Annotated in this window: 16 protein-coding genes and 1 tRNA gene; 6 read left to right on the top strand and 11 right to left on the bottom strand. The window is 36.2% G+C overall.

The features are described 5' to 3' along the window. Positions 1-605: 605 nt before the first annotated feature. From LQV47_RS14635 to LQV47_RS14650, 4 genes are all read right to left on the bottom strand, one after another. Positions 606-1,580 (bottom strand): deoxyhypusine synthase family protein, encoded by a 975-nt coding sequence (locus tag LQV47_RS14635; RefSeq protein WP_230038099.1) that lies wholly within the window; start codon positions 1,578-1,580, stop codon positions 606-608. A gap of 378 nt (positions 1,581-1,958) precedes the next feature. Continuing rightward, positions 1,959-2,339 (bottom strand): GreA/GreB family elongation factor, encoded by a 381-nt coding sequence (locus LQV47_RS14640; protein ID WP_230038101.1) that lies wholly within the window; start codon positions 2,337-2,339, stop codon positions 1,959-1,961. Between the two features lie 399 nt (positions 2,340-2,738). Next, positions 2,739-3,131 (bottom strand): alternative ribosome rescue aminoacyl-tRNA hydrolase ArfB, encoded by a 393-nt coding sequence (gene arfB / locus LQV47_RS14645; RefSeq protein WP_230038103.1) that lies wholly within the window; start codon positions 3,129-3,131, stop codon positions 2,739-2,741. A 28-nt stretch (positions 3,132-3,159) separates the two neighbouring features. Next, positions 3,160-4,188, bottom strand: coding sequence for an AMP-binding protein (locus LQV47_RS14650; protein WP_230038105.1), 1,029 nt, complete (start codon positions 4,186-4,188; stop codon positions 3,160-3,162). Between the two features lie 99 nt (positions 4,189-4,287). Between LQV47_RS14650 and LQV47_RS14655 the strand changes: the two genes are divergently transcribed. Continuing rightward, positions 4,288-4,358, top strand: a tRNA-Gln gene (locus LQV47_RS14655). 34 nt (positions 4,359-4,392) lie between these two features. On the opposite strand, the gene LQV47_RS14660 is transcribed toward LQV47_RS14655, so the two are convergent. The 4 genes from LQV47_RS14660 to LQV47_RS14675 all read right to left on the bottom strand — a co-directional run bounded on the left by LQV47_RS14660 (position 4,393) and on the right by LQV47_RS14675 (position 7,614). Further along, on the bottom strand, positions 4,393-4,716 hold the full coding sequence (locus LQV47_RS14660) for a hypothetical protein (protein WP_230038107.1): 324 nt from the start codon (positions 4,714-4,716) through the stop codon (positions 4,393-4,395). A gap of 94 nt (positions 4,717-4,810) precedes the next feature. Beyond that, entirely contained in the window at positions 4,811-5,443 is a 633-nt protein-coding gene (locus LQV47_RS14665; RefSeq protein WP_230038109.1) for a DUF308 domain-containing protein, read from the bottom strand. Between the two features lie 342 nt (positions 5,444-5,785). Beyond that, entirely contained in the window at positions 5,786-7,204 is a 1,419-nt protein-coding gene (locus LQV47_RS14670; RefSeq protein WP_230038111.1) for an amino acid permease, read from the bottom strand. A gap of 110 nt (positions 7,205-7,314) precedes the next feature. Beyond that, positions 7,315-7,614 carry a helix-turn-helix transcriptional regulator gene (locus LQV47_RS14675; RefSeq protein WP_228406077.1) on the bottom strand — a complete coding sequence of 100 codons (300 nt, stop codon included), beginning with the start codon at positions 7,612-7,614 and terminating at the stop codon, positions 7,315-7,317. A gap of 180 nt (positions 7,615-7,794) precedes the next feature. Here LQV47_RS14675 and ccoN point away from each other — a divergent pair, with 180 nt between their 5' ends. From ccoN to LQV47_RS14700, 5 genes are all read left to right on the top strand, one after another. Then, positions 7,795-10,074, top strand: a complete 2,280-nt coding sequence (gene ccoN / locus LQV47_RS14680) for a cytochrome-c oxidase, cbb3-type subunit I (RefSeq protein WP_230038113.1) — start codon at positions 7,795-7,797, stop codon at positions 10,072-10,074. A 19-nt stretch (positions 10,075-10,093) separates the two neighbouring features. Beyond that, a complete protein-coding gene (locus LQV47_RS14685) occupies positions 10,094-10,981 on the top strand; it encodes a cbb3-type cytochrome c oxidase N-terminal domain-containing protein (RefSeq protein ID WP_230038115.1) in 888 nt (295 codons plus the stop codon). Between the two features lie 294 nt (positions 10,982-11,275). Further along, complete coding sequence (locus LQV47_RS14690) at positions 11,276-16,306, top strand: translocation/assembly module TamB (RefSeq protein ID WP_230038117.1); 5,031 nt, start codon at positions 11,276-11,278, stop codon at positions 16,304-16,306. Continuing rightward, complete coding sequence (locus LQV47_RS14695; RefSeq protein ID WP_230038119.1) at positions 16,306-18,633, top strand: BamA/TamA family outer membrane protein; 2,328 nt, start codon at positions 16,306-16,308, stop codon at positions 18,631-18,633. The genes LQV47_RS14690 and LQV47_RS14695 overlap by 1 nt, the downstream gene beginning before the upstream one ends. A gap of 1 nt (position 18,634) precedes the next feature. After that, positions 18,635-19,582: a YihY/virulence factor BrkB family protein gene (locus LQV47_RS14700; RefSeq protein ID WP_230038121.1), complete on the top strand. Its 948-nt coding sequence runs from the start codon at positions 18,635-18,637 to the stop codon at positions 19,580-19,582. A 149-nt stretch (positions 19,583-19,731) separates the two neighbouring features. Here the strand turns inward: LQV47_RS14700 and argS are convergent, their stop codons facing one another. The 3 genes from argS to LQV47_RS14715 all read right to left on the bottom strand — a co-directional run bounded on the left by argS (position 19,732) and on the right by LQV47_RS14715 (position 23,914). Further along, positions 19,732-21,492, bottom strand: a complete 1,761-nt coding sequence (gene argS, locus LQV47_RS14705) for an arginine--tRNA ligase (protein ID WP_230038123.1) — start codon at positions 21,490-21,492, stop codon at positions 19,732-19,734. 560 nt (positions 21,493-22,052) lie between these two features. Continuing rightward, complete coding sequence (locus tag LQV47_RS14710) at positions 22,053-22,190, bottom strand: hypothetical protein (protein WP_230038125.1); 138 nt, start codon at positions 22,188-22,190, stop codon at positions 22,053-22,055. Between the two features lie 155 nt (positions 22,191-22,345). Then, the gene (locus LQV47_RS14715) at positions 22,346-23,914 is read right to left on the bottom strand and encodes a SusD/RagB family nutrient-binding outer membrane lipoprotein (RefSeq protein ID WP_230038127.1); all 1,569 of its coding nucleotides are present in this window, start codon (positions 23,912-23,914) and stop codon (positions 22,346-22,348) included. Between the last annotated feature and the right edge of the window lie 4 nt (positions 23,915-23,918).

Consider the following 23,918-nt stretch of genomic DNA (forward strand, 5'->3'; position numbering starts at 1 on the left):
CTTTCATTTTCCCTGCTGAAAATCTTTGATTTTCTTGCGTCTTAAAACAGTATGCTATTTACCATTCTTTGCGCCTTTGCGTTTTCAAACAAAGCCAACATCAGAAAAGAAAGCCACTTTAAAACAAATCGATCAAAATTAAAAATTAAAAAAGAATCTTGGCATATCCTTATTTTGTACCCGTAAATTCAATGGTTTTATAAATTTTAAGAACTACAGATGACACAGATCTTAGGATAGAATGTGTTGGTAAACGCTAAGGCGCAAAAGACTTGAATACTTCATGTTGTAAGGCGCAAAGATTTTATCTGCGATAAAATTGCACAGTGCATAGTTTATTTTATCTCGTTGATATTGCAGCTTACGCAGATTTTGAAATTTAATCTCATATCCTTTCATTTTCCCTGCTGAAAATCTTTGATTTTTCTTGCGTCTTAAAACAGTATGCTATTTACCATTCTTTGCGCCTTTGCGTTTTCCAACAAACAAACAAACAAACAAACAAACAAACAAACAAACAAACAAACAAACAACACCAGAAATAAAAAAGCGCTCCAAATCAATTGAAGCGTCTATTATAGTCATCTCTTCTGAGAAATTTATTCTTAAGAATTTTCTAAGATGTAAGAGAACATCAATGGTGCACAGATCGTTGCATCACTTTCAACGATAAACTTCGGTGTAGTGATATCCAGTTTACCCCAAGTGATTTTCTCATTTGGAACCGCTCCTGAATATGAACCATACGATGTTGTAGAGTCAGAGATCTGGCAGAAATAAGACCAGAAAGGAATGTCATGCATTTCCATATCCTGATATAACATAGGTACTACACAGATTGGGAAATCCCCAGCAATACCTCCACCTATCTGGAAGAATCCAACTCCCTTACCTCCTGAGTTTTTAGTATACCAGTCAGCAAGGTAAGTCATATACTCAATTCCTGACTTCATTGTAGTAGCTGTAAGCTCTCCTTTGATGCAGTAAGAAGCAAAAATATTACCCATTGTAGAATCTTCCCATCCCGGAACTACGATTGGCAGGTTTGCTTCTGCAGCAGCAATCATCCAGGAATTTTCTCTAGGAATCTCATAATACTGCTCCAATACTCCTGAAAGGATCATTTTGTACATAAATTCGTGCGGGAAATATCTTTCTCCTTTCGCTTCTGCATCTTTCCAGATTTCAACAATATGTTTCTGTAATCTTCTGAATGCTTCTTCTTCAGGGATACAAGTATCTGTAACTCTGTTTAATCCTCTCTCCAACAGATCCCATTCCTGTTGTGGAGTAAGGTCTCTATAGTCAGGAACTCTTTCGTAGTGGGAGTGAGCCACAAGGTTCATAAGATCCTCTTCAAGGTTTGCTCCTGTACAAGAGATGAAGTCCACTTTTCCCTGACGGATCATTTCTGCAAGGATTTTACCTAATTCAGCAGTAGACATTGCTCCTGCTAAAGTAATCATCATCTTTCCACCATCTTTAAGATGCGCCACATATCCTTTAGAGGCATCTACCAACGCTGCCGCATTGAAATGCAGAAAATATTTTTCTATAAACTCAGAAATTGGTTTGTTCATTTTTTTTAATTTTTGCAAAGATAAAACTTAAAAATGGAATGCAGTCAACGCACTTGAAGAAAGTATAATGGAGGTCTTCTTTTTTATCATTTGTTAAATGCTAAAGCTGTTTTGTTGGGAAACGCAAAGGCGAAAAAGAACTTTTCATGTAGTGTGAAAGTTTTTAGGCGCAAGAAAATCTAAGATTTTCAGCAAGGTTATGTATATGGATTCAACAATTTCAATTTTATCGGAGATAAAATCTTTGCGATTTAAAGCACACATTATAAAAAACTTGCGCCTTTGCGTTTTCCAAAACAGTTGAACTAATGAAATTAAAAAAGTGGGGTTCAAAGTGAACCCCGCTTTCATTGTAATTTAATAGTTTTCAACAAAGATTTATCCTTCCCAAGGAGCTACTTTCAGGATTTCAATTTTACGTTCTCCATCTTTGAAAGGCCATTCTATAACATCTCCTACTTTATAGCCTACAACGGCAAGGGCAATATCAGAAAGTATGGAATGTTTATTCTTTTTAAGTTTTGCCTGAGTAGAAGGCACAAAAATATATTCGTGCTCCAAATCCAGGGTATGATCCTTTAAAGTCACTTTTCTGTTAACAGTTACGATATCAGCAGGTAAATCTCTTCTTAAAACCTGTTTAGCTTTTCTAAGTTCCTGAGAAAGTCTGTTTTCTTCCTGAATGCTTACTTTCTTTCTTCTGAGTGTATCTTTTATGGCATCATAAATCCCTGTGGTTACAATAATATGATCGGACATTTTTTCAATTTTAAGATTAAATTGCGGTCATTCTCCTATGATCCAATGTAGAATATAAGCATAGATATACTGTATTCTATGGATAGAAAACTGCAAAAATAATAGATAAAAAGTTTGGAAAGTCTCCCTGTCTTGGATCCTGACAGGGCTTAATTGATAAAGTCCTTAGAACTTTTAAGAAAAGAATCTCTATGTAGATAAAGTAATGACAGCAGCAATCCTGACGCTCGGCGTATTGCAGATAAAAAGATTGTTGCTGTCATTATATTGTATTTTAATCCTAACAAATATAGGACTTAAAATCGAAATCCAGCGGCAAATCATCGTCAAATTAATATTTTTCCACCATTATCATATCTTTCAACATACTGAAAGCAATCGTTATTTCTGAGTAAACAACTACAATTTAAACCGTCTGTTTTCTTTCTTATCAGAAAGCTTTTTCTTACTATCCAATCTTTTCTGTTTCTGAGCTTTTGAGGGTTTCGTAGCAGTTCTTTTTTTGGGAACAATGAGAGCTTTGTTCACCAGTTCAATTATTTTTTCTATCGCTTTATTTTTATTCATCAGCTGGGTTCTGCTTTCAGAAACAGTTAAAAATAAAACTCCATCAGCATTGATTCTGTTTTTCAGTTTATCCAATATTAATGCTTTCTGATCTTCATGAAAAAAAACAGATGCACTCACTTCCCAAAGTACGGTAACAGCAGTCTCTACTTTGTTCACGTTTTGTCCTCCTGCCCCACTACTCCGGGAGGTCTTGAAACTGAGTTCTTTTGAAAAGTCTTTCATTGTATTTACTTTTTAGAACAAGAAAAAATCAAGCCCTTTCATTTATCTTTTTGTACAGTTCTATTCTATTTATTTTTCCATTTGGCGTTCTTGGCACTTCATCTATAAAAATAATCTCTTTGGGTTTGTGGAAATTTTTATCAAATGATATTTCTGAAATCCTCATGATCAGGTCCTCAGATTTATTTCCTTCTATAACCAGTATCAATTTTTGGCCCAAACTCTCGTCTTTTAGTCCTAAAAATACAACTTCATTCGGGATCATTTTTTTCACCAGGGCTTCAAGAGTTTCCGGAAAAATTTTTGCACCGCCGGAATTGATTACATTATCAATCCGTCCCAAAAATCTAAACTGTTTTTCACCTTTAATTTCAACTAAATCATTGGTTATTAATACATCATCATTTACAGCAGGGGCAAAAATTTTTAAACATGCTCTTTCATCCAAAGAAATACTTACATTTTCAAAAGCAGTAAAATAGTCTTCCGGCTCGGGTATCAGCTGCCTTAATGCAATATGAGAAAGTGTTTCAGACATTCCATAAGTTTCAAAAATACAATTTGAAATATTCAGATTCATTTTAAGAATTTTATTTTTTAAACTCTCGGAAACTGCAGCACCACCAATAATGAGATTTTTTATTAAATGAAGCTTATCCAATGAATTTTCTACCTGAAGAGGAGTCATTGCACAAAAATCTATTTCCTCCTCTACGTTTTCAACAGGTCGTAAGGATGGTTCTGATACTATCAGCCTTAATTTTCTTTCTATAGCACGCACTACCATCATTTTCCCGGAGATATATTCTACCGGCAGACATAAAAGCGCCTTGTCCCCTTTTTGTAATCCCAGAAAGTTGCAGGTCATTACCGCAGAATTAATCATTTTACTTTTCTCAATTTCAAAAATCTTAGGTGTTCCGGTAGAACCTGAAGTCTGCACTTTTACCGTGTTGGCATTAAAAGACCATTCTTCTAAAAAGGATTCAACTTTTTTTTCAAATTCCGTATTGAACGATAAATTATTAATATTGAGATTATTGAAGTCTATCACCATATTTTAGTATTCATAAAAGCACAGTAAATTTAGAAAAATTTTTAAAAAGTTCTTGTAAGTAAAGAAAAAAGCTGTAAATTTGCACCACCAAAATAAAACAGACCTATAGTGTAACGGTAGCACTCCGGTTTTTGGTACCGTCAGTCGGGGTTCGAATCCCTGTGGGTCTACAAACCATCCTTATCTAAGGATGGTTTTTGTTCTTTATAAAACCTTATTTTGTAATAATATGCACTTATTTCCTAAGAATCTTAAGACTGACGCCAGCTTACACAAATCATAATCTATTATCTCCCTCTCTCCTTTAACAACTTTTTGTAAAAATTCCCAATCTTCTTTCAGACTTCCCATTGTCAAGCCCTTAGGTTCTTCATACGAGTTATACAATTCTCCTTCAAGAATATTCCAGTATAAATCCTCTCTTAAAGTTATTGTACCCGCATTATCAAGCTTATTTAGCTCTCCAAGTAAACCATGTATGAGATTTTTAATCTCACTTATTTTCAATTCCGAATATATATTTTCCATCTTTAAGTTTGACCAAAGGTAAATATCCTATGGATAATTGTAGAAAACAGGTACAAAAAAAAGACCTCAGCAAGAGGTCTAATATTATAATCAATTATTTTTTCAGCGCATCAATTTCATCCTGAATAGATTTAATCCGGTCTCTCAGCTCCTGGCTTACTTTTCCAGGAATTTTTTTAACTTTCCGTAAATCCAGTGCCAGCATAATAGAGGCAATTCCCATAAAGATAAAGGAAACTCCGGTTAGGGTAACCAAAGAAATTCCGGTAAATATAGGATTGAATATAAGCAGTAAAGAAAATATAATTCCTCCGGCACTGGCAAGAGCTACATTTCCCCAGCTCATTATTTTCATACTTTTCAGATCAAAAGCAAAGCCCAGTAGCTGAAAAGAACGGAACAGTAAGGTAAATCCTACAACAAACGGAAGTACGGCCATTGAAATCTGGGGATTTGCAATAAGGTAAAGCCCTATTGCTGTGGTTAATAATCCACTTACAAGAAACCAACCCCACCCCTGTAAGGATTTGTTGTTTTGAATGGAAAAGAATATTTCCGTAATTCCCGAAAATAAGAATGAAACACTAAAGAAAATAGAAAGTGTAACATAAGTGGCAAGCGGCACACTGAATACATAAAAATCACAGATCAGAAAAAGAATCCCAAAAATCAATGGGATATACCAATGTTTTACAGTATTTGTAAGGGTTTGAAATAAATTGGCCATAGGTGTCTTTTTAATGTTGCCTACTTTATGAACGGTGTTCGGCATCTCCGTGACAGCATTTTCAGACAGGCTATAATTTTCACCTAAATTTGAAATACTGTCTTTACTAAGGTACAAAAAATGACGCACATAGTGAATAAAATCGCAGATGAATTCATTTTTCCGGTCAGCTATTTAACCTTATACCCCATAAGAAAACATATCCGATGCCAATAATAATTCAATCCAATCTGCTGTCAAATGCTTTATACTAATATGATACAATTACCTATATAGAGGAAAACAAAAAAAGATAAAAATAAATTTATTTTCATCTTTTAAAACATATGATTGTTTTATATTTTATTTCGGTTTATACAGTTTATACATTACAAATAAAAAGCCCAGCCAAACCGGAATTAAAATTACCTGAATTTCCATTCCTGTAATACTCATCAATATTAAAATTAAAACCAAAAAGGCAATACAGATATAATTGGATACAGGATAGAATATGGACGGAAACTTGGATTGAATCCCTGATTTATTGATAGATTTTTTAAATTTCAAATGGGTATAGCATATCATCAGCCAGTTGATAATTAATGTAGATACCACCAAAGCCATTAGGTATTCAAAAGCTTTTTCAGGAACCAGTTTATTAATGATGATACAGATTCCGGCAAAACATGAGGAAATTAGGATAGCATTTGTAGGGACAGAATTTTTATTCAGTTTTTTCAAAAACTTCGGGGCATTCCCCTGCTGGGCAAGTCCAAAAAGCATCCGGCTGTTACTGTAAACACTGCTGTTGTAAACTGATAAAGCAGCTGTCAAAACAATTAAATTAAGAACATTCGCAATCAATGTATTGAACTGAATTACTTTACCAAAAAGACTGAATTCAAGGCCATTTAAGTTTTGAAAAACCATTACAAACGGGCTTGACCCTTCTGTAATTTCTCTCCATGGGCTTAATGAAAATAAGATCACTAATGCTCCTACATAGAAAATAAGGATTCTATAAATCACCTGATTAGTAGCTTGAGGAATTGTTTTTTCAGGATTTTTAGCTTCTGCTGCTGTAATACCGATCAGTTCCAATCCTCCAAATGAGAACATAATCATGGCCATGGCAGCAAACAAACCTGAAAATCCGGTTTCCGTTTTATTAAACAGCCCTTTTGGAAAGAAACCACCGTCATTCCATAGGTTTGTAACAGTAGCCTTCTCTCCTCCCGTTCCACTAATAAGCAGATATACTCCGAAAACAATCATAGCAATAATGGCTACCACTTTGATGATAGAGAACCAAAATTCAGTTTCTCCATATACTTTTACAGAAGCAAGGTTGAGTGCTGTGATCACTACAAAAAAGAATAAACTGGAAACCCAGAGTGGTATTTCCGGCCACCAAAAATGGATATAGTGCCCAATAGCCGTTAATTCGGCCATACTTACAAGAATATAGAGAATCCAGTAATTCCACCCGGAAGCAAAACCCGGAAAATTTCCCCAATATCTATAGGCAAAGTGACTAAAACTTCCCGATACCGGCTCCTGAACTACCATTTCACCAAGCTGGCGCATAATAAAAAAAGCAATAATACCGGCTAAGGCATACCCTAAAATAACCGAGGGCCCGGCTAATACAGCTGCGGGTCCAATTCCTAGAAATAATCCGGTTCCTATGGCACCTCCAAGGGCAATTAATTGTATATGTCGGTTTGTTAATCCTCTAACTAAAGTTTCGTTTTGTCCTGTTTTATTTTCGTTGCTCATAGAATGAATTATTCAGGCGCTAAATATATAAAAACTTTTCACAGAAATTCTCGTTCCATAGGGCAAATTGACAATTCCGGCTCACGAAAAACAAAAAAGCTATTTTATTTTTAAAGATATTCTTTCGGAATTGAAATATTGTTCTTCTTCATATATTCCAAAAGGTTCTGGTATTTATCCTCATATCCATCGTCAGTTCCACATTTGTGTGAGATACTGCAGATGTCAGAAGGTTTAATATCTAAAATATCTGAAATTTTAGTCAGGATATCCAGATTGATCTTCACCTTGGAATTTTCAATATCGGAGTATGCCTTCTGGGAAATACCCATTTCGAAGGCCATATATTCCTGAGTAAGATCTCTGCTCCTACGAATTTTCCTGATATTTTGGCCACACACTTTCATCATTTCTGTTTTAGTAGTTTTTGGTATAGTTTAGAAGATTACCTATTAGACTCTAACAAAGTTAATAAATACCTTTGGCAAAACATAATACACATTACATGATATTTATTTTCATCATAGAAAAAGACAGAAAATAAGTCTGTTTCAGAGAAAATATCACTTCGGTAAACACTATTGGAATTTATGGAGACGCAAAAATTTAATTATGACAATAATATTGTCAGGGCATTCCTCTATGCTACTATCGTATTCGGGCTCATCGGATTTCTGCTGGGACTTACTGCAGCATTAATGCTTTTCTACCCGGAATTACCTGAATTTTTATTCGGTACAGATGACACCACTATAAAAAGTTTAGCATCGGGAAATATTCAGGGACTGATCAACACTCAGGGTGCTTTAGGCTTTGGAAGAATCAGAATGCTTCACACGAGTGCCGTCATTTTTGCTTTCGTATGTAATTCCTTTTTCTGTGGTGCTTATTACAGTATGCAAAGACTCCTGAAAACAAGAATGTACAGTGATACATTATCATGGTTACATTTCTGGTCATGGCAATTTATGATCATTACTGTAGTGGTTACTTTCTTAATGGGAATCAATACTTCAAAAGAATATGCTGAACATGAGTGGCCAATCGACATATTAATTACCTTCTCATGGGTGATCTTCGGGATCAATATGTTTGGAACGATCGCCAAAAGAAGAGTAAGACATTTATATGTGGCGATATGGTTCTACGTGGCAACCTGGATTGCTGTAGCCATGCTTCACATCTTTAATAACCTTGAGGTTCCTTTATCTTTCACAAGCTGGAAATCTTATTCTGTATATGCAGGTGTAAAAGATGCATTAGTACAATGGTGGTATGGACACAATGCGGTAGCATTCGTATTGACCACTCCTGTATTAGGTCTGATGTATTACTTTATGCCAAAAGCGGCACAACGTCCGGTATTCTCATACAAACTGTCTATTATTCACTTCTGGTCGTTGATCTTTGTATACCTTTGGGCCGGGCCTCACCACCTGCAATATACAGCATTACCGGCATGGGCACAGGCCGTAGGAACAGGATTCTCTATTATGCTTATTGCTCCGTCCTGGGGAGGAATGTTAAATGGTCTTCTTACTTTAAGAGGAGCATGGGATAAAGTAAGAGAAAATCCTATCCTTAAATTCTTCGTAGTAGCAATTACCTGTTATGGTATGGCTACTTTTGAAGGACCTTTATTAGCAACAAAATCTTTAAATAAAATCGGTCACTTTACAGACTGGGTTATCGGTCACGTACACCTGGGAGCTCTTGGATGGAATGGTTTCATGGCATTCGGGGTGATCTATTACCTGGTTCCTATTATGTGGAGAACGTCACTTTGGTCTAAAAAATTAGCCAACTGGCATTTCTGGCTGGGAACATTAGGAATTATTTTCTATGCAGTACCGATGTATATTTCTGGATTCACACAAGGATTAATGTGGAAACAATTCAATCCGGACGGAACATTATTGTGGAAAAACTGGCTGGATACTGTTACAGCAATCATTCCTTACTTTAAAATGAGATTTTTAGGAGGTATCCTTTATCTGTCCGGAGCTATTTTAATGGTAATCAATGTGATCAGAACGGTTAAAGCCGGTTCATTCCAAAAAGAAGTTCCTGCTGAAGCACCAGTTTTAGCCAATATCGGTACAGGAAGAAAAGAAGGTGAAGGGGTGCATTTGTGGTTGGAAAGAACTCCTGCACTTCTATCTATTCTTGCATTTATTACAATTGCCATTGGAGGGCTTGTGGAAATTGTTCCTACGCTATCCCTTAAGCAAAGTGTTCCTACTATTACTGCGGTAAAGCCATATACACCACTGGAACTGGAAGGAAGGGATTTATATGTCCGTGAGGGATGTAACTCTTGTCACTCCCAAATGATCAGGCCTTTCCGTGATGAGGTATTACGATTCGAAGGTAAAAACGGGCAGTATTCCAAAGCTGGAGAATTTATCTACGACAGACCATTCTTATGGGGATCCAAGAGAACAGGGCCTGATCTTCACAGAGAAGGAGGAAGAAACCCGGATTCATGGCACTTTAAACATATGTACAACCCAAGAATTACTTCTGCAGGATCCATCATGCCCCGTTTCCCTTGGCTAATTACCAATAAACTGGACCGTTCCCAAATGGTTGATAAAATAAAATTAATGAAAAATTCTTTTGATGTACCCTATACAAAAGCTCAGATTGATTCTGCCAGCCAATGGGCAGACAACCAGTCAAAAGATATTGTAAAAAGAATTTATGCAGAAGCTACGGATGTAAAAGACCAGATGGCACGAGAAAAAATAGCAAAAGGATCTGCTTATGTACCACTTGAACAAAGAGAAATTGTGGCAATGATCGCTTACCTTCAAAGATTAGGTACAGATATCAAAACGACACAGATTCAAACAGCAAGTGCAGACTAATCATTAAAATTGTATTGCAATGAAAACGAGAACCCCACTTTCAATATATATCGCAACAACGTTAGGTTTAACGATCATGGCCTTTGAAATGTTCGCCAGTGATTCCGGATATTTTTCTTCTCCATTTTTCTGGGCGCTGATACTTATTGCCATCATTCTTCTGATGATCATGAATTCTATAGGAGATATGATTGAAAATGAAAGTTTCAGCAGACTATCGGATGAAGAGAAAAAAAAGTATCTGGCGGAAAAGAGTGTTCCCTATTATGAAAAGTTATGGAACTCTGCTTTCAAAAAACAATCTGTCACTGAGGAAAAAGATATTCTTATTGACCATGGTTTTGATGGCATTACAGAGCTTGATAATTCACTTCCGAAATGGTGGATCGGCTTATTCTGGTTCGGATGTATTTTCTGTGTTGTGTATTTAACAGCTTTTAGCTTTACAGATTATGCCCACCCGGAAGCGGAATATACCAAAGAAACAAAAACAATGCTGGCTTCCATTGCAGAATTTGAAAAAACGGCACCTCAAATTAATCTGGAAACCGCAAAATACAGCGCAGACAATATTGCAGAAGGACAGGAACTTTTCAAATCCAATTGTGTGACCTGTCACGGAGATGGTGGAAAAGGAGGTATTGGCCCCAACCTTACCGACACCCACTGGATCAACATCAAAGAAAAAAGTTTATTTAAAAATGTTTTCTGGATGCTTGAAAACGGTTCTCCGAACAATCCTACCATGAGACCATTCATAAAAGACGGAACCATTACAGGAAAAGATGCTGAAAAAATTGCTGCCTATGTTTATCATATTAACCAGGAAACCTCTCCTATTACAGTTGCGCAGGGCGGCGCTGCAGCACAGGGAGAAGAGGTGAAATGGGAAAACGGAAACAATTAAAAACTAATTATCTCAATATACAAATAATGCCAAGCCCCCTTTAGAACTACATTTGAATTTTCATTTTTGCTAACTAACCTTTTCAATATTTCAACATCAAAAAATGATATAAAGGGGGCTTTTTAAAGAATAAAATCCACACCTTGGCTCGTCTTGCTCAACTATTCACTTGACAACTACAGACTAAAAATTCCATAATAAGACAGCCAAGGCAGGATTTTTGCATTTGCAAGGGTACCACAGCAAAGTGAAAATAATTTAGTATTATTATCTTTGTCAGAAACCACATCGCATTTGAAACTAAAAATCAACATTACAAAACTCTTAAGGCGTATTGCAATAACCTTTATTTCGATATTGGTTCTCCTTACCCTGTTGATCCTAAGCTTAAGGCTTCCAGCCGTTCAGAACTTTATTAAAGACAAACTTATCGTCTATCTTGAGAAAAAAATCAAGACCCAGGTAAGCCTTGAAAAAGTTTATATCGGATTTCCAAACAGTCTTGTTATTGAAAATCTTTATCTCAAAGGACAGGATGTGGATACTCTTTTGTCTGTAAAAAAGCTGGATGTAGGCTTACATATGCTAAAGCTCATCAATTCTACCGCAGATATTACCTCTGTAGATATGCAGGGAGCCCGTGCTCATGTTGTAAGAAAACCCGACGGTAAATTTAATTTTGATTACATTATTGATGCTTTTGCTACCAGTGATAAAGAAGAAAGCCCTTCCAAACCTTTCATTATTTCTCTTGATAAAATTAATTTAAAAGACGTAGGAGTCACTTTTAACGACCAGCAGTCGAGAAATGATATTAGCCTTTATTTTACATCTTTCGATACCAGGGTTAAAAAGTTTGATCTTACTAAAAATACCTATGCTGTTAATGATATTAACCTTGATGGATTAAAATTAAAACTAAAGCAGGGCCTAGTAGAAGAGGTTTCCAAAAAAGTTGAGAAAAAAGTAGATTCACTCAATGAAAAAAAGCCTATGAATATTGGGCTAAGAGGAATTAAGCTCACCAATTTCGACATTGACTACGGAGACGAAAATACTAAGACTTTCGCTAAAGTTCTGTTTAAAGAGCTCAGTACGAAAGTCAACAAAATTGATCTTGAGAATAATAACTACAGCGTTGCCAATGTATTTTTATCCGGAGCAGATATTAATGCTAACCTTTATCTTCCGGCTCAGAATACCAATCCAAAAAATAAAAAAGAAGCTGAAGTTTCCAAGGCATCAGATCAGGATAAAGCCATGAAACTGCTGTTAGGAAAACTTGTTCTTAATGATGTAAAAGCTACCTACAACAATACAGCAATTGCTCCTACCAAACAGGGAATGGATTTCAATCATCTGAACTTTTCAAAAATGAATATGGAGGTGAGAAGCTTCAAAATGGAGAATAATACGTTTGCCGGAACAGTAAATTCTGCAGAAGTTCAGGAAGCCAGAGGTTTGAATATTCAGAAATTCAATACAGATTTCGTGTATGGGGAAAAAGAGGCTTATCTTAAGAGTCTTTACCTTCAAACTCCCAAAACCCTTTTGCGGGATGAGGTGATCCTAAATTATAATTCTATTGACCAGCTCACTTCAAATCTGGGTGCTGTTAAAGTTTCAGCTACTATTAAAGATTCAAAAATCGGGTTTTCTGATATTTTGAATCTTGTTCCCACTTTAAAAAATACTGTTCCATTCAACAAATATCCGAATGCTGTTTTAAATCTGAATGCCAATGTAAAAGGAAGTGTCAATGATCTTTTAATCCAGGATCTTAAAGTATCAGGATTGGATCAGTTGAGAGTAGTGGCTTCAGGAAAGATCAAAAATGCAATGAATCCCGATCAGTTATATTATGATGTAAGAATCGGAGAATTTTCTTCCAGTGCCAAAACAATCTTCAATCTTGTCCCTAAAAATACAATTCCTTCCAATATTTCCCTTCCTTCTCATTTCAGCATTAAAGGAAACGCAAAAGGCACTACAAAAGTAGTCAGCACAGATCTCAATCTTTATTCTACGCTTGGAAATGCAGCAATCATTGCAAATGTTGATATACGCAGAAAAAATCATGAATTGTATGATATAAAAGCCAATCTTCAGGGAGTACAGGTGGGAAAAATCATTCAGAATAAAGATATCGGTCCTGTCACAGCCCAGATTGCAGCAAAAGGAGAAAGCTTTGATTTTAAAAATGCCAATGCAGACTTAAAAGGGCGCGTAGCTTCGGCGGTCTATAAAGGTTACCGATACCAGCATATGAATCTGACTGGAAAAATTAACAAAGGGGTTTATCATATTATTTTAGATTCCAAAGATCCGAATGCCAGTTTACAACTGACCGCGTCTGGTGTTTATAATGAAAAAAATCCTACGGTAAAAGTAAATGGAGAGATCATCAAACTGGATGTTAACAAGCTTGGCTTTTACGATAAACAGATGATTATTGCCGGAAAAATTGATGGAGACTTTAGCAGTTTAGATCCTAATAACCTAAATGGCTATTTAAACCTTAAAGATTTTGCTTTTTCCGATACCAAAGAAGTTTATCCTGTGCAGGAAGTCAATTTAAAAGCATCTTCTACCAACGATTCAACACAGATTATATTCAATTCTCAAATTGCAGATGTTGAGCTAAAAGGAAAATACAAGCTCACTCAGATCTTCGGAGCTTTAACGCAGACCATCAATCAGTATTACCAGTTTCAGAAGCCGGATAAAACACAGAAAATTGATCCGGGGCAGCATTTTAACTTTCTGGCAAAGATTAAAAATGATGACCTTATCAGAAAATTTGTTCCTGACCTGAAGAGTTTTGAAACCATTAATCTGACAGGAAATTATGATGCAGATTCCCAGAAGATTGAGATTGACGGGCAAATTCCCCAGTTGCTATATGGTGAAAATTCCATTGAAAATGCAGCACTGAAAGTCACGAATGAAAATCAGGCGTTACAGTATAACCTTAATGTAGCCGCTCTGAAAAGTTCCAGCTTAACTTTAAAGAAAATCAATATTGGTGGAGATGTAGCCGATAATACGATTAATTACAATGTTACTACTAAAGATGATAAAGATGCCACTCAGTTCCTCATTGCAGGAAATGCAAAATCACTGAATGACATTACAGAAATATCATTGAATCCCAATGGGCTAAAACTCAACTATGCAGATTGGAATGTTGCCGAAAACAATAAAATTCAGATCAGTAATAAAGGGATTTTAGCAGACAACTTCATCCTGTCTAATGGAGGAAGTGAAATCTCTCTTCAGTCGGAGAATGACAGCCCAAACAGTCCTTTGAATATTTCGTTGAAAGATTTTAAAATTGAAACCATTACAGAACTTATTAAAAAAGATACGGTTCTGGCAAAAGGTACCATTAATGGTACGGCTCAGCTGAGGGATGTGATGAAAAAGATGACCTTCACTTCGGATTTAAATATTTCAAATCTGATTGTATATGGAAGTCCTGTCGGAAATCTTGCTGTAAAGGTGAATAATTCTTCACCGAATCTTTTAAATGCTGATATCGTTCTTTCCGGAAATAATAATGATGTGAAAATTCTTGGAGATTATAATACTTCTTCAAGCACCTTTGATCTGAATATGGCTATCAATCAGCTTCAGATGAAAAGTATCCAGGGCTTTTCCATGAATGCAATTACCAATACGGAGGGGTATCTCTCGGGGAATTTAAAAATCACAGGCAGTTCGGAAAAACCCAATATCTTAGGAAAAGTAAAATTCAATGATGCCGGTCTTGAAATTGCAAAAACAGGAAGTGATTTCAGAAAGCTCAATGATGAGATAGACTTTACCAGCCGTGGTATTGAATTTAGTAAATTTAAGATCAACGATAAAGACGGAAACGCTCTTGTTGTAGATGGGCAAGTACTTACTCAGACTTATAGGGATTTCGCCTTTAATCTTAATGTAAATGCTAAAGATTTTAAAGTGGTGAACTCTGAGAAATCAAATGATGCCATGATGTATGGTGTTCTTGCTATTGATGCCGGACTTCGTATCCGTGGAAATCTTGATTTGCCAAAGGTAGACGGAAGACTAAACGTGGCAGACAATACTGATTTCACTTTTGTACTTCCTCAGTCTTCCCCATCCCTGCAGGAAAGAGACGGCATTGTAGAGTTTATTGATCAGGATCAGGTGGTCCTCAATAAAACGATAAAAGCAGACTCTCTTAATGCACAAAGCCGTATCAAAGGAATGGATGTAAGTGTTAATATTGAGGTAAGCAAAGAAGCAAAAATTTCACTTGTCATAGACAAGGCCAACGGGGATTTTGTACAGCTTCAGGGAGAGGCCGAACTTACCGGAGGAATAGATCCGTCGGGGAAAACTACACTTGTAGGGGTATATGAAGTAGAAAAAGGAAGCTATGACCTTTCTGTGAGCTTCCTGAAACGTAAGTTTGATATTCAGAAAGGAAGCACCATTACCTGGACCGGAGAACCTACGACAGCCATCATGGATATTACCGCAGTTTATAAGACTGAAGCCGCTCCTATTGACCTTGTAGAACAGCAGATAGGTACTGACGGAGGAGCATCCTTTATGAATCAGTTTAAGCAGAGGATACCATTCAATGCCTTACTGAAAATGAAAGGAGAGCTCCTGAAGCCACAGCTTAGCTTTGATGTTACCACAGAAGAAAAAAATAATGCTGTAGCAACTAATGTAAAAGATATTGTTGATCAGAAACTGGCCCAGCTCAGAACCCAGGAATCTGAATTGAATAAGCAGGTATTTGCTTTACTTCTCCTGAACCGTTTTATTGGAGAAAATCCTTTTGAAAGCGGTGCCGGAATGTCTGCAGAAACCATGGCAAGACAGAGTGTGAGTAAAATTCTCTCCCAGCAGCTGAATAATCTTGCTGCCGGGCTGATAAAAGGGGTTGATCTCAATTTCGGGCTTGATTCCTCAGATGATTATTCAACAGGACAGAAAAATACCCGAACAGACCTTAATGTAGATATCAGCAAAAAACTGTTGAATGACAGACTGAAAGTAACGGTAGGAAGTAATTTCGGACTGGAGGGTGATGCCCGTCAAAATGAAAACATGACGAATATTGCCGGCAATGTCTCTGTGGACTACAGCCTGTCTAAAGACGGCAGATACATGCTGCGCGCTTACCGTAAAGATGAATATCAGGTGGCTCTTCAGGGGCAGATCATAGAAACCGGAGTAGGATTTATCATTACATTGGATTATGACAAATTCCGGGAAATATTTCAAAAGTCAAAGGAGAAGAAACCTAAAAAGAATCAAAATAACCAAGTGGTAGAATTTAAATAATGAGTAATAAGTTCCATACATATTGTAAATATCTGTTTGTTTCCGGGATTTCATCGGTAGCGATTTCCTGTAGCAATACCAAATATTTAAGAGAGGGTCAGATGCTCTATACCGGTGCAGAGGTAAAAATCTTAAATGACACTATTTCGAAAAAAGAGAAAAAAGACCTCCAGTCAGCACTGGAAGCCAACCTTACTCCCAAACCGAATTCTACATTTCTGGGACTTCGTCCAAAGTTATATTTCTATAATATAGCTAAGGAACCCAAAAAAGACAAAGGTTTTAATTACTGGCTTAAATATAAAGTAGGTGAAAAGCCTGTATTATTAGGTGATGTAGACCGTGAATTCAATAAAGACATTATTGAAAACTATTCTGAAAATAAAGGATATTTCAATGCACGGGCAACTTATGATACGGTTTCAAAGAACAAAAAAGCTCAGGTTATTTATACGGTAAGACCTGGTGCCAGATATATGATTGAGGGCGTAAAATTCCAGAAAGATTCTACCCTCGTTAATCAGGAAATTCAAAGTTTAACCAATAAAACACTTCTTAAAAACGGAAAACCCTTTGATCTGGATGTCATCAAGACTGAAAGGGAAAGAATTGATAATGGCTTAAAAGAAAGAGGATTTTATTACTTCCACCCCGATAATATTATTGTACAGGCAGACAGTACTGTGAATAAAAATCATAAGGTTGAGCTCAACGTAAAGCTTAAAGATAATACTCCGGATCTGGCCACTCAACAGTTCAGTATTGATAAGGTGATTGTGTTTCCCAATTATAATATCCAGGATGTAAAAGATGGGAAATACAGTATCCCAATGGATAAAGACTCCCTTTCTAAGTATGCTTTCGGTGATATGTATGTTATTGATCCGCAACATAAATTCAAACCAAAAATTTTCGACAGAGCTTTATATTTTAAAAAAGGAGATCTTTATAACCGTTCCAACCATAACCTTACGCTAAACCGGTTAATAAGTCTGGGAGTTTTCAAGTTTGTAAAGAATGAATTTGTTGTCGCTGACTCGTTATCTCATAAATTTGATGCTTATTATTTACTGACTCCAAGGCAAATCCAGTCACTTCGCCTGGAAGCACTGGGCAGAACAAACTCCGCAAACTATGCCGGTAGTGAGCTGAATCTGAACTGGACACACCGGAATTTCTTCCGTGGGGCTGAGCAATTTAAAGCTGCTATTTATGGAGCTTTTGATTTCCAGATGGGTGGTCCTAAAGATGCCAACAATATTTTCCGTGGAGGAACAAATGTGCAGCTTTCCATCCCAAGAATTGTAGCACCTTTCCGTTTCCATTCTTCCAGCGAGTTTGTACCAAGAACCAATATCACATTGGGATACGAATTTCAGAACAGAACAAAATATTATACGCTGAATAACTTTACGGGATCATTTGGGTATATCTGGAAAGAAAATGCCAGAAAAGAGCATGAACTGAAGGTAATTGACATTACCCTGGTTTCTCCGGCTAAAGTTACAGAGGAATACATAATGAAATCCGAAGGTAAACCTGCCATGCAGCGAATTATAGAGAGACAGCTTATTTTTGGACCTACCTATTCTTTTACCTATACTAATACAATGCTTCCCAGAACAAATACGTTCTACTATAAAGGAACGCTTGACCTGGCAGGAAATATTACAGGACTGGTTACTGGAGCCAATGTAAAGAAAGATAAACAAAAAGAAATTTTTGGAATTCCTTTCAGTCAATATGTTAAGATTGAAAATGATTTGAGGTTCTATCATAAGTTTACAGAGAAATCCTCATTGGCAACAAGAGTAATTGCCGGAATAGCTTATCCATATGGAAATTCAGAATTTATTCCTTTTTCCAAGCAGTTTTTCTCAGGAGGGAGTAACAGTATAAGAGCTTTCCGTGCAAGAACATTAGGACCCGGAAGTTTTGATCCCAGAACCTTAAAGGAAGGGACCTATTTTGATCAGTCCGGAGATATAAAGCTGGAATTCAATGCCGAATACCGTGCTAATCTATATAAATTTCTGAATGCTGCAGTTTTTGTGGATGCCGGAAACATATGGCTGATCAATAGTGATAAAGATAGACCCGGCGCCAAATTCTCAAAAGATTTTTTAAATGAAATTGCTGTGGGAGCAGGAGTTGGTCTGAGACTTGATTTTTCTATTCTGATCTTACGATTAGATTTAGCTATGCCATTGCGGGTACCTTATTATGAAAAAGGAGACAGATGGGCTTTCGATAAAATTAATTTCGGAGATTCCAGCTGGAGAAAAGATAATCTTATTTTAAATATTGCCATCGGATATCCATTTTAATATGATCAATAATATAAAATTTTTCTGGGAGGTTCTAAAAGAAACATTTACAGAATGGAACAGCTCTTCCGCGTCAAAAGACTCGGCAAGTCTGGCCTATTATGCCATTTTTTCTATTCCGGGATTATTAATCATTATTATCTGGGTATTGGGGAACTTTTTTGGCGAAGAAGCTATACGTGGACAGATCAGCACTCAGATCAGCGGCATTATGGGACCTGACGTAGCAAAAAGTATTGAAGGGATGCTGGCTGGAGCACTGATTGACAAAAAAAACATTTTTATGAAAGCTGTAGGAGTAGGATCTTTAGTTTTTGGTTCTACAACTCTTTTCTTTCAACTTCAACATTCACTCAATGCACTTTGGGATGTAGAAGCGGCTCCTAAAAAAGCGCTGCTCAAATTTTTACTGGACCGGGCCAATTCCTTGGGAATGATTCTTATCCTGGGCTTTTTATTGATGATCACGATGATCTTATCTTCCCTTATCAGTCTTTTTAATACAATCATTACCCAATATTTCGGTTTTGAAACTTATATGCTTGTAGAATTAGTGAACTTTGCCATAGGTTTTGGGCTCGTCATGCTTTTGTTTGCTTTAATGTTTAAGGTTCTTCCGGATGTACTGATCTCCTGGAAATCGGTGTGGAGAGGTGCTTTTTTAACAACCGCTCTATTTACATTAGGAAAGTTTCTATTAAGTCTTTATTTCAGCCAGGTAAAGCCCACTTCCACTTTTGGAGCTGCCGGAACTGTGATTCTGATTATGATGTGGATCAATTATTCCTGTATGCTGATATTTTTCGGTGCCAAATTCACCAAAGTCTACACGTACAAAAAAGGATACAAAGTGGTTCTTTCCAAACATGCAAGATGGAGTCCTGCGAAACTATATGCAGATAGCCTTAAGCAGATGCATGGTAAGGATGATAAACTGCAGGATACATGATGCAAGAAGAAGGGTGTGAAACGTAGTTTTTGGGTTTTAATCTAATGTAAAGAATTTTTATCTAGCTTCTACTCTCCGGCTTTTCACTGCTATTATATAATATATTTTACAAAAAAAATGCCTCCTGAATTCAGGAGGCGTATTATTTTCTACATTCTGTTTACGGTTCCGATTCCCAGAAGCTCTAAAGATTTTTTAATCGTCTTGGCTGTAAGGTCTGAAACATTCAGACGGAATTGTTTTACATTTTCATCATCCTGAATCAGGATTGGGTTATTCTGATAGAAAGAGTTATATGCTTTCACAAGATCATATACATAATTAGCCACTAAAGCCGGGCTTAATGTTTCTGCTGATTTGGCTACTACAGTCTTAAAGTTGGTCAACTGCATAATCAGTTCTTTCTCAGATTGATTGAAAACTACATCAGCTGTCTCTTTCTGGGTATAACCTGCTTTAGATAATAATGACTGAATACGTGCATAAGTATACTGGATGAATGGTCCCGTATTCCCGTTGAAATCGATACTTTCGGCAGGATTGAAAAGCATTTTTTTCTTAGGGTCTACTTTTAGCATAAAATATTTTAATGCTCCAAGTCCTACTGTCTCATAAGAAGCTTCTTTATCTTCTTCTGAAAGGGTCTCCAGTTTCCCAAGCTCCTGAGCCTTAGATTTCGCTGTTTCATACATTTCCTGCATCAGGTCATCAGCATCTACTACCGTTCCTTCACGGGATTTCATTTTACCTTCAGGAAGCTCTACCATTCCGTAAGAAAGGTGATAAAGCTGGTCTGCCCATTCATAGCCCAGCTTCTTTAAAATCTTAAATAAGACCTGGAAGTGGTAATCCTGCTCATTTCCTACGGTATAAATCAGCTTCTTGATATCGTTTTGTTTAAAACGCCCAACAGCAGTTCCTAAATCCTGTGTCATGTAAACGGATGTACCCTCAGAACGTAATAACAACTTCTGATCAAGTCCTTCATCCGTAAGATCACACCAAACAGAGCCATCTTCTTTTTGATATAAAACTCCGTCATCCAACCCTTGCTGAATAAGATCCTTTCCTAAGAGATAAGTATTACTTTCGTATTGAACCTGGTCAAAATCAACACCTAATCTTTTATAGGTTTCATTGAATCCTTTATATACCCAAGAATTCATTTCTGCCCAAAGGTTTCTTACCATTTCATCTCCATTTTCCCAATCTAAAAGCATTTTTTGCGCTTCTTTTATCATCGGAGCATCTTTCTTAGCCTGCTCTTCTCCTACTCCCTGTCCTACAAGATCTGCAATTTCTTTTTTGTATTTTTTATCAAATTCTACATAGTAGTTTCCTACAAATTTATCTCCTTTGGTATTGGTTGTTTCGGGGGTTTCTCCATTTCCGAATTTCACCCAAGCCAACATCGACTTACAGATATGGATTCCTCTATCATTGATAATTTGCGTTTTGATCACATTATAGCCAGCCTCTTTTAAGATCTGTGCTACAGAAAATCCCAATAAGTTATTTCTGATATGCCCCAAGTGTAAAGGCTTATTGGTATTCGGTGAAGAATACTCTACCATTACTGTAGCATTTTTCTTTTCTATTGTTGAAAAACCATTGCTTACGGATCTGAAGTTATCCACAAACAACTGGTTTTTAACTTTAACATTCAAAAAACCTTTTACCACATTAAAGCTTTCAAATAAATCTGATTGTTCCGTTAAAGCTTCCCCTAATTCAACTCCAATGCTTTCCGGATTTTTCTTTAATTGTTTTACCAACGGAAAAGTAACAATGGTAAAGTCACCCTCAAATTCCGTTTTATTTTCCTGAACCTCCAGCTTAATGTCTTTTAATTGATATACATTTAAAATAACCTCTGAAAGTTTCCCTTCTATAATATCTTTAATATTCATGTGTATATATTACTTTTTTAAAAGCTATATGGAATAGCCTTACTTCATCTCAAAAATTTGAAGTACAAATTTAGTGAAATAAAAAAGACAACCCTATACATCAAGATCACAGAGTTTCAATTATTTAATTTATTTTTCACATTATTACACTGAAAAGCAATAAATTACCAATAATTTTCCTATATTTATTTTACTAATTAAAACAAAATATATCATGAAAAATCTAAGAAAAATCTCTAAAACAGAACTTAAACAGATTAATGGAGGAAACGCTCCCTGCTGCGAACCATGGGGAACCTGCCCTGATGGCTATAGACAATGCCAAGCCTGGGGTGCCTGCTTACCATTTTCAATCAAGTGCAAAGGTGAATAAAAAATATAAAAGAGGTCTTTTGAGGCCTCTTTTTATTGTATACTTAAAAAAAGCCGCATTTCGGCGGTTTTCCAATAGATCTTTTTCTAAGACTAATACCATGTTATTTTTAGACATACTCTTCAACGTTTAATTTTGTTGAATACTGAGTTAGTATTAGAAGAGAATTCATTTTTTTTAGATTACATTAAGGACATTGTCCAGCTGAATAACAGCTTTTTGTTTTATGATCCCAACATCCACCAGAACCAACACACCACTCAGGTGCAGCCCCACCCAAAATTGTTTTTAATTCTTGTGTTGACATTTTTTTCAAATTTTTCATATTATTTATTTTATTGTGAACTTAAATATAATAATAACTCATCATAAAAAGAAATATTTTTTTATTAAAAAAAACATTTTAAGAATCTAAAATACAAACTTATAAAAACAAAAAAACCGCCCGAAGGCGGTATAATATGAATGTTGTTAAAGATATTAATTTTTGTCCCAAATTAATTTGGTATCCATTTTATCTCCTCCGATAGAAGCAGACGCAGCTTGATAATTCGCTGTATTTAATGTCTGCACAGTAGTTGGATAGAAAATTCTGGTTGGTACATCTGTTAAGCCAGCAATAAGTGACGTAAATGTATAGGTAGTTACCCCGGTTGCGGATGGCTTATTAAGATTAGCCGTTTGCCCAGGCAATAACAATGTATTCGGGTATCCGGTTCTTCTATATTCTGACCAAGCCTCATTAGGCTGCATAAACAATGCGATATACTTTTGCGTGATTACATTTGCTTTACTTGCTGCAGGAAGTCCAGCTACGAATGTATTGATTTTAGCTGCATCAATACCCCATCTTTCCATAGATGCTTTCACTCCTTTTTCGTAATTAGCTTGTGACCATCCGTTCGCTTCTGATAATAAGAATTCAACCTCTGCATACTCCATGAATATTTCAGTAAAACCAGGTTTCAAGATATCTTTACCAAAGTAACTTGCTGTACCTGACTGGCTTGATGTCAACGAAGATGGCACACCATAAGGCATCCCCTGGATTTCACTTATACTGGTAGCTTCAGTCATTGTATACTCTCTAATATCAGTTGCTGAATTAGATATTGGAGCTGCATATTTAAAAATTCTAGGATCTACACCAAAAACGCCCTTCTCTCCTTTAAGCAACTGAACAAATGGCTTTGAAACAGAAAAGTCAGATCTGCTAATATAGGTTGAAAAGAATGGTGATGGATTAACCAGATTGTTTTCATAAGTTAAGCCTACAGTGTCATCATTAGAGGTCATTACTCCTGAAGCAATAGCATCTGCAATATGTGCTTCTGCTCCCGGAACAGCTCCTTTCAGTCGGGTTGCTATTCTCAACCTTAATGAATTTGCAAATTTCTTAAGCTTAGCAGGACTTTTAAACAATTGATCACCTTCAGAGAAAACCTTATCTTTAGAAAAGTCAATCATTTCTGAAGCCTCCTTAAGTTCTTTTAAGATATCCGTGTATACTTTTAGCTGTGTAGCAAATTTAGGTTGCAAAGTACCTTCGATATTTAATGCTTGGAAATCAGCATCTTTATTACCATAAGACCAATATGGAATATCACCAAAAGCATCTGCCAGGTTAGCGAATACATAAGATAACATAATTCTTGAAGCAGCGATCTGGTTTTCATTACTTCCATACGCAAGCATCTTACCTTTAGTAGCCGGGTCAATATTATAATCGATAATTTTTTTATAATCCTGGGCTACGTAGTAAGTTCTTGCCCACAATTGATCTCCTGTAGTAAGTCTGTACTGATATCTGTCTTCTTCAGTATATATTTTTTGTGCTGAATATTGAACAAATGGTAACATCATTCTTCCTGATACCCAACCATCTCTTGTGAAATCCATATACTCTTTGTTCCCATTGTTGAACAATCCTGTTGGTAATGGATTCTCCGTAGAGTTTGGGTTGGTGTCTATTTCATCAAATTTATCCGCACAGCTGTTAAGTGCTAAAGATAAACCTGCTACTGCTATTATTGAAAATATTTTTTTCATTGTA

It is taken from the genome of Chryseobacterium sp. Bi04, assembly GCF_918698085.1.
Classification (GTDB): Bacteria; Bacteroidota; Bacteroidia; order Flavobacteriales; family Weeksellaceae; genus Chryseobacterium.